Raw genomic sequence first — 13,864 nt, 5'->3', positions numbered from 1 at the left:
ACATGCACAAGCAAGGCAATAGTCGTTTCAAATACTTCGTCGGCATACAGTCGCTGGCGGATATCGCGACGCGCGAAGACCGCGTCTGCGTGCTCAACATCCTGGGCGGCGAATCATCGGACGTGACGCCGGTGAGCCACGCTTTCTCGGGCGCGAATGTCGTCTTCGGCACGGCGCCCGGCAAAGGCGGACAGATGCTTGCGACGCCCGCGGGCGACATTCCGGTCTTCAACAACGTGCGAGAAGGGCTGGAAGCCGGACATCGGTTCAACTGCGGCGTCGTCTATCTGCCGCCTTCGGCCGCGCGCGACGGCGTGGCCGAACTGATCCGCGTGAATCCGGATCTGCGCAAGATATTCATCATCACGGAGAAGATCGCCGTGCACGATGCGCGTGAGATTCGCGCGATGGGTCAGCAGGCGGGCATCGACATCTTCGGCGCGAACGGGCTGGGCGTCGCGGACTCGTGGCAACGCGTACGCATCGGCGGCGCGCTCGGCGGCGACGATCCGGGCGCGACCTTGCGCCAGGGATCGATCGCGATCTTCTCGAATTCCGGCGGCTTCAGCACAACGATTGCGCAATACCTGCGCATGAGCGGCTGGGGCACCTCGACGGTCATTTCCAGCGGGAAGGATGTCTACATCCACTATGCCGCACCGGAATTCGCCTTCGCGCTCGCAAACGATGCGCGCAGCAAGGCTGCCGTGCTGTACTGCGAGCCCGGCGGCTATTACGAAGCCGACGCGGACTTCACGAAGCCCGTGGTCGCGTGCGTGGTGGGCCGCTGGAAAAGCCGTCTGACGCGCGCGGTGGGACATGCTGGCGCGATGGCGGGCGGCGCCGACGATGCGCTCGCGAAGGAACGCTGGTTCAAGGATAAATTCGGCGTCGAAAGGCTTTTCACGCCCGGCGATCCATGCTGCTCGGCGAAGGGTGCGGTGGTGACGAACATCGCGCATATTCCCGCCGCGCTCACGGCGGTGATGCGGGCGAACGCGACGATGCCCGACTTCGAGCCCGAAGGCAGCCTCGCGCTCAAGCCGTGGTTCGGCTCCGATCAGGGGCTCGATTTGCCCGACGATCTCGCGCTTGCGGTCGTGAAAGCCGTCGCGCCCTATGACGAACAAGTCGCGCGGGTGAACGACCAGATCGGCGCGATTCCGCCGCGGCAGCCGTTGAAGGACGCATCGGGCGCCTCGCAGATGGATGCGAAGACTCAGGTGAGCAGCCTGCACGGCGTATCGATGCTCGACGCGTCGACGCATTCCTTCGAAGCGAACGTGTGCCTCGCGCTGCTGCACGAGTTCGGCGGCGCGAACGATGAGAAACTGATCGACGTCGCGGTCGGCGCGGCGGTCAACCTGTACGGCACGCCCGAACTGGCGGCGGCGCAGGCGGCGCGCGAGGCCGGCAATGCGCCCAATGCCGTGCTCGCGGCTGCTGCCGCCATCGTCGGGCCGAATCGCCAGCGCGCGGCGCGCGAGGCGGCCAAGCTGATGATCGACCGGTTCGCCGCAGCAAGACTCGTCGACGCATTCGATCGCGATTTCGACATCGACGCGATCGACACCGAGGGCAGCGCGGCACTGTTCTGCGAGGAACCGGATCCGAAGGCCGAAGCCATGCTCGCCGGTCTCGCCGCCCGTGGCGTGAATTCCGTATTCGTGCGATGGATTGCCAGCGGCCCGGGCCATCCGCGCGCGGACGCCGTGCTCGCGGCGATCACGACGACACTCGCCTGGGGCCCGCTCATGCGCAAGCGCATCTCGCGTCTGACGGCGGAGAGTCTGCCGTGGTGGACGAAGCTGTTCGGCACGCTGATCGGCGCTTCGGCGGACGCGTCGCGCCATCGTCCCGACAGCTTCTGCGATGTTTCCACCGAGGCGTTGCTCGGCGAGCGCTCGCTGACGGAGATTGCGTTCGCGGCGCTGCTCGGCCTCGAACCGTCCGCCGACGACCTGTTCGCTTTCAGGACGCTGACCGGATTGCTGCTCACGAACGGACCGGGTGCGATCTCGGCGCAAGGCGCAAAGGGTGCGGTATCCGCCGATGGCCCCGAATCACCCGAACGCGTGCAACTGAACAAGGCGTTGACGGGTTTTCTGACGCACACCGGCTATACGCACGGCGGCAATGGCTACGAAGGCATCGCCTTTCTCAACGATGCGTTTCGCGACAGCGCCCTCGACGATCCCGCGGACCCGCATCACGGCGTCGATCTCGACGCGCTCGCGCGCCGTTCCGTCGAGCATTACGCGCGCTACAAGGCGAGCCAGAAGCAGGCCGGCAGCCTCGACATCGCCAAGCTGCCGGGCGTCAATCACCCGGTTTTCAAGGACAAGCCGGTGAATCACGATCCGCGCGAGGCGTTCATCGCCGATCTGTACGAGGCGCGAGGCGAGTACAACGCGTTTCATGCGTACTACCGCGCGCTGGTGCAGGCCTTGTTCGACGCGGGCGTCTCGCGCAACGTCTACTGCGTCAATGTCGATGCCGTGATCGCCGCGCTGCTGCTGAAAATGCTGTGGCAACCGCTCAAACGCGGCGCATTCAGCGAGGCGGATCTCGAAACCGCTGCGTTCACGATCTTTCTGTATCCGCGCATGCTCGGTTGCGCCGCGGAAATCGACGATCACCTGAACCGCGGTCGAAACATGGACACGCGCACGCCCGCTTCACAGTGCCGTTTCGTGGCCTGAGCGCCGACATCCGGGAGGTCGGCCGAGCCGACCGTTTCCGGCGATTGATAACCGTAGGACATCAATCGTTCAGAACATTGCACTTATCGTTTTGATGGCGACGCGCCATCATTCCCGAAAGACAAGAGCGGACACTCCGCAAATTTCGGGACTTCAGGAGACACATCGATGCATCCCTCACCTTCCACCCTTTCGCCGGGACATTCCAAGGCTGCGGCGGTTTTCCGCGTAACGGCCGGCAATTTCCTGGAGCAGTTCGACTTCTTTCTGTTCGGCTTCTACGCGACGCAAATCGCCGGCGTGTTCTTTCCGGCATCGAGTGAATTCGCTTCGCTGATGATGACGTTCGCGGTCTTCGGCGCCGGATTCCTGATGCGTCCGCTGGGCGCGATCGTGCTCGGCGCGTACATCGACGATGTCGGCCGCCGCAAGGGCCTGATCGTCACGCTTTCCATCATGGCGAGCGGCACCATCCTGATCGCATTCGTGCCGGGATACGCGACGATCGGTCTTCTGGCCCCCGCGCTCGTGCTCGTCGGACGTCTGCTGCAGGGGTTCTCCGCGGGCGCCGAACTGGGTGGCGTATCGGTCTATCTCGCTGAGATGGCCACGCCCGGCCGCAAGGGCTTCTTCACGAGCTGGCAGTCCGCGAGCCAGCAGGTCGCGATCGTCGTGGCCGCGGCGCTCGGCTTCGCGCTCAACCAATTCCTCGACACCACGGCCATCGCGAGTTGGGGATGGCGTGTGCCGTTCTTCGTCGGCTGCATGATCGTGCCGTTCATCTTCATGCTGCGTCGCAATCTGGAAGAAACGCAGGAATTCAAGGCACGCCAGCATCGCCCGAGCATGAAGGAAGTGTTCCGCACGCTGGCCCAGAACTGGGCCGTCGTGATCGCCGGCATGATGCTGGTGGCGATGACCACCTCGAGCTTCTATCTCATCACGGTCTATGCGCCGACTTTCGGCAAGACGGTCCTGCATCTGAGCACGGCGGATAGTCTGCTCGTGACCTTGTGCGTGGCCGTGTCGAACTTCGTGTGGCTGCCGATCGGCGGGGCGCTCTCGGACAAGATCGGCCGCAGGCCGCTGCTCGTCGGCATGACGGTGCTCGCTATCGCAACCGCATACCCCGCGCTGTCGATACTCGCCCACGCGCCGAGCTTTATCAACATGCTGCTCGTGCTGCTTTGGCTCTCGTTCATGTACGGCATGTATAACGGCGCGATGGTCGTCGCGCTGACCGAGGTGATGCCGGTTCAGGTGCGCGTGGCGGGCTTTTCGCTTGCTTACAGCCTTGCGACGGCGGTGTTCGGCGGCTTCACGCCGGCCATCTCGACGGCGCTCATTCACATGACCGGCGACAAGGCCGCGCCCGGATACTGGATGAGCTTCGCCGCCGGCTGCGCGCTTCTGGCGACGTTCGCGCTCTATCGCCGGCGTGCGGCGACGCTGACTCCGGCGCACTGACGCGTCGCTCGTTGCGCCAAGCGTCTATCGAACCCTACACGACTCCGATCATGAAAAATCTGCTTCCGAAACTATGCGCGGCTGCGCTCATCGCCACCTCGGCCGTTGCGTTCAGCGTGCAGGCCGCCGACCTGCACGTCATGAGCTCGGGTGGCTTTACCGCGGCGTACAAGGTGCTCGGTCCGAGGTTCGCGTCCGAGACGGGCAACACGCTCGACACGGCGCTGGGTCCGTCGATGGGCAAATCGCCCGAAGCCATTCCCAACCGTCTCGAACGGGGCGAGCCGGCCGACGCCGTCATCATGGTCGGTTACGCGCTCGACGAGCTGATCAAGCAGGGCAAGGTCGTGCCCGGATCGCGCGTGGAACTGGCGGACTCGCGCATCGGCATGGTCGTGCGCGACGGTGCGGCCAAGCCCGACATCAGCTCGGCGGAAGGCCTCCGGCAGACGCTGCTGCATGCCAAGTCGATCGCCTACTCGGACAGCGCGAGCGGTGTCTATATCGAGCGGGAGCTGTTCACGAAGCTCGGCATCGAGGATCAGGTCAAGCCCAAGGCGAAGATGATCCCGCGCATACCGGTGGCCTCGGTCGTCGCGAACGGCGATTACGAGATCGGCTTTCAGCAGGTGAGCGAGTTGCTGCCGGTCACGGGCGCGACCTTCGTCGGAAAGATTCCCGAGTCTTTGCAGTCCGTCACGCGTTTTGCCGCTGGCATTCCCGTGAGCGCACAGCATCCGAAGGAAGCGAAGGCGCTCCTCGACTATCTGGCATCGCCCGGCGTTCAGGCAGATGTGAAATCGACGGGACTCGATAGCGTCGCCGCGCATTGATACAGCCTTCGCCGTCAACTTCTCGAGGTGCTGCTCGCGTGGTCCTCTGCGCCGTCGGCGTCGCCCGGCGCCGGCGCGCGCAGCCTCCGGGCGAGGCGCGCGCGATCGCAAGCGCCTTCCCACATCGAAACGAAGATCACCGCGCACGCGTTGCTGATGACGCTCGTGAGCGCGCGCGCTTCGGACATGAAGCGGTCGATGCCCACCAATAGCGCCACGCCGGCGACGGGAAGATCCGGAATCACCGTCAGCGTCGCGACGAGCGCCACGAGGCCGCTCCCGGACACGCCCGCCGCGCCTTTGGACGTGAGCAGCATGACCGCGAGCATCATCGCGATCCGCGGCGCGGAAAGCGAGACGTCGCACGCCTGCGCGATGAACATGGAAGCAAGCGTCAGATAGATCGCGGTGCCGTCGAGATTGAACGAATAGCCCGCGGGCAGCACGAGTCCGACGACGCCCTTGTCGCAGCCGAGCATCTCCAGCTTGGTGATGAGGCGCGGCAACACCGGTTCCGTCGACGAAGTCGCCAGTACGATGAGCAATTCCTCGCGCAGATAACGCAAGAGCCGCCAAAGCGCGAAGCCGTGCAAGCGCGCAAGCGCAGCGAGGACGAGCGCGACGAACAGCACGCATGCCACGTAGAACGACACCATCAACATGCCGAGGGAGCCGACCGAGTGAATCCCGAAGCGGCCCACCGTGAAAGCCATCGCGCCGAATGCGCCGAGCGGCGCGAGCCGCATGATCATCGCGAGGATGCGAAACAGCGCCTGGGCGATGCCATCGATGAGCGCGAGCACGGGCCTGCCTGCGCCGGGATGCAGATTCAGTGCAAAGCCGAATAGCAGCGAGAGCAGCAGCACCGGCAGCACCTCGCCCTTCTCGAAGGCGCCGAGCATCGTTTCGGGGATGACGTTCAGTGCAAAGGCGACGAGACCATCCGGATGCGCCTGCTTCACATACTGCGCGAGGATCGTCGTATCGAGACTTCGGGCGTCGATATGCATGCCCGCGCCGGGCCGCATCAGAAAGGCCGTGACGAGTCCCAGCGCGAGCGCCACGGCAGTCAGAAAATAGAAGAGTCCCAACGCCCGAAAGATTGCGCGCCCGATGGCTTTTCCGCTCGCGACAGACGTGATCCCGGATACGATCGTGCAGAAGACGATCGGCGTGATCATCATCCTGACGAGGCCGACGAAACCGTCGCTGAGAGGCTTGAGAAGCGAGCCGGCTTGCGGCCAGAAGTGCCCGAGCGCCATGCCGAGCAACATGCCGAGCACGACCTGCACATAGAGTAAACGGAGCGTTCTCGCCACCCTCACGACGCGGGCTTCCTGCTCGGGCGCGCTTTTGGAGCGACGTCGTCGGTTAATGTGCCGCTGCTCCTGACATCGCCTCTCATATCCAGAATCGTTTGATGAAACTCCTGCGCGGCCGGCGTCAGCGTACGCCCGCGGCGTCTCACGATTCCCACTCGTCGCTTCACGACGGGGTCGACCAGCGGCACACTCGTGAGGATGTGATGATTGCGTCCGGGCATGGCCATCGACGGTACGGCGGCGACGCCGAGGCCCGCTTCGACGAGACCGAGCATGGTCGTGACGTGACGTGTTTCGCACACGCTGGGCGCGCGCGGCGATACGGCCGAAAGAGCCTGATCGAGCAACAGGCGATTGCCGGACGTCTTGTCCACGGAAACGTATTCGTGTTCGTAGAGCTCGTTCCAGGTCACGCGTTTCTTGCGCGCGAGCGGGTGGTCACGACGGCAAGCCGCAACGAACTGCTCCTGCAGCAGCACTTTGAAGTCTACCTCGGACTCCTGGCTTCCCATGAAGCTGACGCCGAAATCGGCCTCGCCGCTGATGACGGCGGAAAGCACTTCGTTCGCGCTCGCATCGAGCAGTTTCACCCGGATGCGCGGAAAACGGCGATGGAAGCTCGCAACCGCGCTTGGCAGAAAGTAGTAGGCCACGGATGGCACACAGGCAATGGTTACGTGACCCAATCGGCTCGATGAGACATCGCGGATGCCGAGCAGGGCGACATCGAGATCGTCCAGCAGCTGCTCCGCGCTCGGCGCGAAGGCGCGGCCCACAGTCGTGAGCGTCACGCTGCGCGTGGTGCGTTCGAAGAGACGCACGCCGAGCGCTTCCTCCAGCTTGTCGATCCGGCGGCTCAAAGCCGGCTGGGATATGTTCACCGCCTCGGCTGCCTTTCGGAAGCTGCCCAGTTCCACCACGGCTCTGAATGCCTGCAAGTCGTTGAGGTCGAAGTTGACGCCCACGGGCCATTCTCCGCGTTCTTAGATGCCGATATTGTGCATTACGCCGAGGGGGGCGGCTAATTGTGGGGGCGGGTTGTGATCTTGGTCTGGTCGGACGAGGGCGGCGGTGGGGCTTCGCGAAGCCGTGCGCCGGGGATGATGGCGAGCGGATAGCGATTGATGCGTTCGATGCTATTTTCCGGTTGTCGATCGGCGCGCGTTTTCAAGCGGCAGGGAGCGGGTGGGCGGGTCTCTCGGCACTAGACGTCGATCGTTACAACCCCGACCGCACGGCGGAGGTTTGGGCAAAAAAGCGTGCAGTGAGCAAGCGGGTCGATCAGAGTCGGAAGTTGGTTCGAAGGGGGCTTATCGGCCATGAAGGGCCTTCGCTCGCAGAAGCGGCGAGACATTCCAGCGTCCGAAATACATCGACTAGCGACATCAAGCCAGGGCGATGGGGCCCGCTTTAGAGGATTTGACGATTGCGTCGCGCGTCGGATGACTTTCGGCCATGGAAGGGTTAGCGATGCGGCTCCCCCCGGCTGGTAGACGTCTAGGTGCTTTGACGGTCGATTATGGTGAAGCCAGTATCGATCTTGACGTGCACAGGCTGATGCCCGGCTGCCGAGCTTTGCGCAAAGCGCGACAGTAATGATTCGGCCGCTTTCACGCCGATGACGGCGCCTTCGACTCGCACTGTCGAAAGAGAAGGATAGATGTGCGCGGCAGAGCTTAGATCCCCGAAGCCCATCACAGCAATCTGCTCAGGTACGCTCATTTTCCGACTGGCTGCTTCGGCAAGCACCCCCTGCGCGAGCGTATCGGAACTGCATACGACGATTTCCGGCGGCGTCTCATCGAACAGACGGGCCGCGCCTTCGCGCCCCGCTTGCACGGTGGCCGGTGCAGGGAGGATCGCGAACGTAGCTTTGCCAATGCCGTGTTTCGCGAGTTCGGCGATCAGGCTCCTGCAGCGGCGCAAACCTCGCGGATCATCGATGGAAACGACGCCGAAGCGCTTGTAACCTTTCGCGAGAAGGTGCCGCGCGACTTGCTTGCCTACTTCTTCGTGCGAGAAGCCAATGACGGTGTCGATCGGTTTGTTGGTGAGATCCCAGATTTCGACGACCGGAATCTTGGCTTTGGCGAGCCGCTCGACTGTCGCCTTGGTATGGCTTGTACCGGCGAGCACGATCCCATCAGGCCGCCTGCCGAGAATCGCTTCGACTAAGGCTTCTTCGCGAGCTGTCGAGTAAGCGGTGAGACCCAAAAGCGTCTGATAACCCGACGCGGTCAATTTGTCGACGAGCGACTGCACGGTCTCCGCAAAGATAGAACTTGCGATGGTCGGCAACAGGATGGCGACCAGCCGGCTTTTGCTGCTGGCCAGTCCGCCCGCAAGCATGTTGGGCACGTACCCGGTGGCCTGGACCGCTTCAAGCACTTTCTTCTGGGTGTCGCTACGAACGAGTTCCGGCCGATGAAGGGCACGGGAGACTGTCATCGGCGCAACGCCCGCCACCCTTGCCACATCGATAAGCGTCACGCTCTGGAGCACGCCCGCTTCGGTCGTTTGCCGGTTATCGCTTTTCTTGGCCATTTCAGAGTACTGGATATAACGATTAGTGCGCAACAGCATTAGACCACGAACCGCATCGAACCCATGCGGAAACGCAAGCAGGCCCATGCCGCAAGGGTAAACGACAATGGTTGCGCAATCAATGAGCAAGCATGATTGCGCAATCATGATGAGACACGGCGCTCGGTGCGGCGACTGAGCGCCGACCGTCGAGACAAACGGAGGCGGCAGTGGTTACTCGGAGCAGCATTCCAGACAATGGCAAGCGCACGCGAGTGCGGTGGTTCATTCTCGCGATGATTTTCATCGTTACGGTTTTCAACTATGTAGACCGCGCGACGTTATCGATCGCCGCGCCGAGCATGCGCCACGACCTCGGTTTCGACGCGTTGACAATGGGCGTTGCCTTCTCGGCGTTCGGCTGGGCCTACACCGCGATGCAGATTCCCGGCGGTCTCATTCTTGACCGTTTCGGCGCCCGGACCGTGCTCGGCATCAGTCTGATTCTGTGGTCGGCACTGACGTTCGCCCAGGGTTTCGTTCATCTGTTTGCGTCAGCATTCGTGGCGCTCTTTGCCTTGCGCTTCCTGATGGGAATCGCGGAATCGCCGGCGTTCCCGTGCAACAGTCGTCTTACCGTCATGTGGTTCCCGAGCGCCGAGCGCGGTCTCGCGACGTCGGTGTTCCAATTGGCACAGTACTTCGCGCTCGCAGTGTTCACGCCGGTCATGACGTACACCGTGAGCATGTGGGGTTGGCATTACGTCTTCTACACGACCGGCGCTGTGGGCGTTCTTCTAGGATTCTGGTGGCTCAGGTCGGTGCGGGAACCACAGCGCGATCATCGCGTGAGTGCGGCCGAACTTGAGTACATCGCGGCAGGCGGTGGTCTGCCGACCATCGGCGACAGCCCGCAGCCGTTCAAGTGGAAACAGGTGAGGGCAATCGCTGCGAACCGCATGATGATAGGCATCTATATCGGCCAGTTCTGTCTGACGTCGATCACCTGGTTCTTCCTGACGTGGTTCCCGACCTACCTGATCGAAGCGAAAGGCATGTCGATCCTTAAGGTCGGCATGGTGGCGGCGCTGCCGGCAGTGGCAGGTTGCGTGGGCGGGCTTGTCGGTGGCCTCTGGTCCGACTGGATGCTTAAACGCGGTTTCAGTCTCACCGCCTCTCGGAAGACCCCGATCATCTGCGGCCTCGTTCTGTCGAGCACGATCGTGGTTGCCAACTATGTGCATTCGACGACGATTGTGATTCTCGTCATGTCGATTGCGTTCTTCGCCAAGGGCGTCGGCAATTTGGGCTGGTGCATTGTCGGCGACGTTTCACCCAAGCGCGCGATGGGCATCAGCGGCGGAATCTTCAACCTGTGCGGCAATCTCGCGAGCATCGTTACGCCGCTTGCGATCGGCTGGATGATCAAGAGCACCGGGTCGTTTGAAGTCGCGCTGACTTACATCGGTGCGCTGTCGCTGCTTGGCGCGTGCTCATACCTGCTGATCGTCGGAAAACTCCAGCGTCTGGAAACCGACGACGAAGGCGACGGATCGCGCAAGAGCGCCACCGCCTCCCTCAAACCGCGCCACGGCCACTGAGTCGCCGCCTCCCAACACCTTATCGCAAGGAGCCCCTCCCATGAATGCCACATCTTCGCTCATCGCTGGACCGTCGAACGACTCGATCAAGTGGATTCGCGTTGCATCCACGTTTCTTCCGCTCGCCAACCCGATCAGCGACGCCAAAGTCCTGACGGGTCGGCAGAAGCCGATGACAGAGATCGCCATTCTGTTTGTCGAAATCGAGACGGCAGACGGTCATCGCGGGCTCGGCTTCAGTTATTCAAAGCGTGCCGGTGGCCCTGGCCAGTTCGCGCATGCGAAGGAGATCGCTCCTGTGCTCATCGGCGAAGACCCGAGTGACATCGCTCGATTGTGGGACAAGCTGGCGTGGGCAGGGGCATCGGTAGGGCGCAGTGGCATGGCGGCACAGGCGATCGGCGCGTTCGACGTTGCCATGTGGGACCTGAAGGCCAAACGCGCGAATCTGTCGCTTGCCAAGCTCCTCGGCGCCCACCGCGATTCGGTGCGTTGCTACAACACCTCGGGCGGGTTCCTTCACACGCCACTCGATCAGTTGCTTGTCAACACCGACGCCTCGCGCGAGAAGGGGATCGGCGGGATCAAGCTCAAGGTCGGGCAACCAGACTGTGCGATTGACATTCACCGGGTCCAGACGGTGCGCAAGCATTTGGGTGACGCCTTTCCGTTGATGGTGGATGCCAATCAGCAGTGGGACCGGCCGACCGCTCAACGTATGTGCCGCACCTTCGAGCAGTTCAATTTGATCTGGATCGAGGAGCCGCTCGATTGCTATGACGCGGAAGGTCACGCTGCGCTGGCTGCCCAGTTCGATACGCCGATCGCAACCGGCGAAATGTTGACGAGCGTATCCGAGCACTGGGAGTTCATCCGTCAGCGCGGCGCGGATTACCTGATGCCGGACGCGCCGCGTGTCGGCGGCATTACGCCATTCTTGAAGGTCGCGACGTTGGCTGATCACGCGGGGCTGATGCTGGCGCCGCACTTCGCGATGGAATTGCACGTGCATCTCGCGGCTTGTTATTCCCGTGAACCCTGGGTCGAACATTTCGAATGGCTTGAGCCGCTGTTCAACGAGAAGCTGGAGACGCGTGACGGCCGGATGTTGGTTCCGACACGACCGGGCCTGGGGCTCACACTGAGCGACCGCGTAGCAGGCTGGACGGCTCAAGAGGCGGAAGTCGGTATACGCGGCTGACGCAAGGCCGTCAATCAAGGCGACATGGCCGCTCGTCGCTGGGAAGGTGCTTGGCAGAGGTTCGGACGCTCCCGATCAGTTTGTCAGGAGCGCGCGAAAGACCCGTCCGAGGTCTCCACGATAGGCCGTACCCGGCCCATCAGCAGCCAGTCATAGACCAACCGTCTCAATGGCGGAAAGGGGTTGGCTTCAGCCCTTCGGACCACGGTCGTAGCAGAACAACGAGGCGGTAATCCGCGAATTTCGGCTGATGGTCATCAAGGGCCGTCAGAGATTGCATCCGCATCGAATCGTCGCTGCTGCTTCCAGCCCCACCGCGCCCGTCCAGCAACCCACAAAAAAGGCGGCACAACCAAGTGCCGCCAATCCAAAAATCAAAACCCCTACCGCACCTTACCCGCCTTCCACGCGGACAGCAGTTGCTCATACTTCACCGTTTCCCCCTTCGGCTTCTCATTGGCAAGCGCCTTCCACGGCGCGTGCTGGTCGGACAGCCACTTCGACGGATCGCTCTGCGCATTCAGCTCCGGCGCGCAAACCTTCATCCCCGCCCGCTGCAAACGGGACAACACCTGGTCCATTTCCTTCGCCAGGTTATCCATCGCAGCCTGCGGCGTCTTCTCACCGGCGACAGCAGTGCCGACGTTCTTCCACCAGAGTTGCGCCATCTTCGGATAGTCGGGCACGTTGTTGCCGGTCGGCGTCCACGCGACGCGCGCCGGGCTGCGATAGAACTCGATCAAGCCGCCGTATTTATCCGCGTTCTTCGTGAAGTAGTCGCTATGAATGTCGGAGTCGCGAATGAACGTGAGACCGACAATCGACTTCTTGAGCGACACGCTCTTCGACGTCACGAACTGCGCGTATAGCCACGCGGCAGCGCGCTGATTCGGCGGCGTCGACTTGAAGAAGGTCCACGAGCCGACGTCCTGATACCCGTTTTGCATGCCCTCCTTCCAGTAGGCGCCGTGCGGGGAGGGCGCCATGCGCCACTTCGGCGTGCCATCCGCATTCGTGACGTTGCCCGGCTTGAGCATCGACGCCGTGAACGCGGTGTACCAGAACACCTGTTGCGCGATGCGTCCCTGCGCGGGCACCGGGCCCGCTTCGCTGAAGGTCATGCCCGACGCTTCCGGTGGCGCGTATTTCTTGAGCCAGTCGATGTATTTGGTCGTCGCGTAGACCGCTGCCGGGCTATTAGTGCCGCCGCCGCGCGATACCGACGCGCCTACCGGATGACAGCCATCAGGCGTCACGCGGATGCCCCATTCGTCGACGGGCATGCCGTTCGGAATGCCCTTGTCGGCTTCGCCCGCCATGGAAAGCCACGCGTCCGTGAAGCGCCAGCCGAGCGACGGGTCTTTCTTGCCGTAATCCATATGGCCGTAGACCTTTTCTCCGTCGATGGTTTTCACGTCGTTCGTAAAGAACTCGGCGATGTCTTCATACGCGGACCAGTTGACCGGCACGCCGAGTTCGTAGCCATATTTCGCCTTGAACTTGTCCTGCAAGTCCTTGCGTGCGAACCAGTCCGCGCGGAACCAGTAAAGGTTCGCGAACTGCTGGTCGGGAAGCTGATAGAGCTTCTTGTCCGGCGCGGTCGTAAAGCTCGTGCCGATGAAATCTTTCAGGTCAAGACCGGGGTTCGTGTATTCCTTGCCTTCGCCCGCCATGTAATCGGATAGCGGAACGATCACGCCATAGCGATAGTGCGTGCCGATCAGGTCCGAGTCCGAAATCCAGCCGTCGTAAATGCTTTGGCCGGATTGCATCGAGGTCTGCAATTTCTCGACGACGTCCCCTTCCTGAATGATGTCGTGCTTCACCTGAATGCCGGTGATTTCGCTGAACGCTTTCGCTAGCGTTTTCGATTCGTAGGTGTGCGTGTCGATGGTTTCCGACACGACATGAATCTCCTTGACGCCCTGCGACTTGAGTTTCGCCGCGGTATCGATGAACCATTTCATCTCGTCCATCTGCTGCGGTTTCGACAGCGTGCTGGGTTGAAACTCGCTGTCCACCCATTTCTGCGCCTCGGGCGTTCCCGCCAGAGCCTGGTTCGCGAAGGCACCCGACACGATACTTGCCACTGCCAGCGCGACGATCCGTCTCCTCTGATGCATGGTCTTCTCCTGTGTCTTCCGTGCCCCTTCGATCTTGTCGGCGCCCGCTGGGGGCATCAGCGGAACCGGCAGTTGTCAGTCATCGCTGCATG

Annotated in this window: 9 protein-coding genes; 5 read left to right on the top strand and 4 right to left on the bottom strand. The window is 62.4% G+C overall.

The features are described 5' to 3' along the window. Positions 1-2 precede the first annotated feature (2 nt). From LDZ23_RS26960 to LDZ23_RS26950, 3 genes are all read left to right on the top strand, one after another. Positions 3-2,702 (top strand): CoA-binding protein, encoded by a 2,700-nt coding sequence (locus tag LDZ23_RS26960; RefSeq protein WP_034470200.1) that lies wholly within the window; start codon positions 3-5, stop codon positions 2,700-2,702. Positions 2,703-2,870: 168 nt separating this feature from the next. Continuing rightward, a complete protein-coding gene (gene tcuC, locus LDZ23_RS26955; protein WP_008346820.1) occupies positions 2,871-4,169 on the top strand; it encodes an MFS transporter in 1,299 nt (432 codons plus the stop codon). 50 nt (positions 4,170-4,219) lie between these two features. Further along, the gene (locus LDZ23_RS26950) at positions 4,220-5,002 is read left to right on the top strand and encodes a substrate-binding domain-containing protein (protein WP_008346818.1); all 783 of its coding nucleotides are present in this window, start codon (positions 4,220-4,222) and stop codon (positions 5,000-5,002) included. 14 nt (positions 5,003-5,016) lie between these two features. Here LDZ23_RS26950 and dctA read toward each other — a convergent pair whose 3' ends face one another. From dctA to LDZ23_RS26935, 3 genes are all read right to left on the bottom strand, one after another. Continuing rightward, on the bottom strand, positions 5,017-6,327 hold the full coding sequence (gene dctA / locus LDZ23_RS26945) for a C4-dicarboxylate transporter DctA (RefSeq protein WP_033535806.1): 1,311 nt from the start codon (positions 6,325-6,327) through the stop codon (positions 5,017-5,019). After that, positions 6,324-7,289, bottom strand: a complete 966-nt coding sequence (locus LDZ23_RS26940) for a LysR family transcriptional regulator (protein ID WP_008346814.1) — start codon at positions 7,287-7,289, stop codon at positions 6,324-6,326. The genes dctA and LDZ23_RS26940 overlap by 4 nt, the downstream gene beginning before the upstream one ends. Before the next feature lie 532 nt (positions 7,290-7,821). Then, positions 7,822-9,015 (bottom strand): LacI family DNA-binding transcriptional regulator, encoded by a 1,194-nt coding sequence (locus LDZ23_RS26935; RefSeq protein ID WP_235366154.1) that lies wholly within the window; start codon positions 9,013-9,015, stop codon positions 7,822-7,824. 128 nt (positions 9,016-9,143) lie between these two features. On the opposite strand from LDZ23_RS26935, the gene LDZ23_RS26930 reads away from it, so the two are divergent. Both LDZ23_RS26930 and LDZ23_RS26925 read left to right on the top strand, forming a co-directional pair. Next, complete coding sequence (locus LDZ23_RS26930) at positions 9,144-10,448, top strand: MFS transporter (RefSeq protein WP_051078973.1); 1,305 nt, start codon at positions 9,144-9,146, stop codon at positions 10,446-10,448. A gap of 40 nt (positions 10,449-10,488) precedes the next feature. Beyond that, a complete protein-coding gene (locus LDZ23_RS26925; RefSeq protein ID WP_033535805.1) occupies positions 10,489-11,649 on the top strand; it encodes an L-talarate/galactarate dehydratase in 1,161 nt (386 codons plus the stop codon). Positions 11,650-12,032: 383 nt separating this feature from the next. Here LDZ23_RS26925 and LDZ23_RS26920 read toward each other — a convergent pair whose 3' ends face one another. Next, entirely contained in the window at positions 12,033-13,772 is a 1,740-nt protein-coding gene (locus LDZ23_RS26920; RefSeq protein WP_244808299.1) for an ABC transporter substrate-binding protein, read from the bottom strand. Positions 13,773-13,864 lie beyond the last annotated feature (92 nt).

The organism is Caballeronia zhejiangensis, from assembly GCF_022879815.1.
Taxonomy (GTDB): Bacteria; Pseudomonadota; Gammaproteobacteria; order Burkholderiales; family Burkholderiaceae; genus Caballeronia; species Caballeronia zhejiangensis.
Note: the sequence above shows the minus strand (reverse complement) of the source record. Positions and strands in the feature narration are given on the sequence as shown.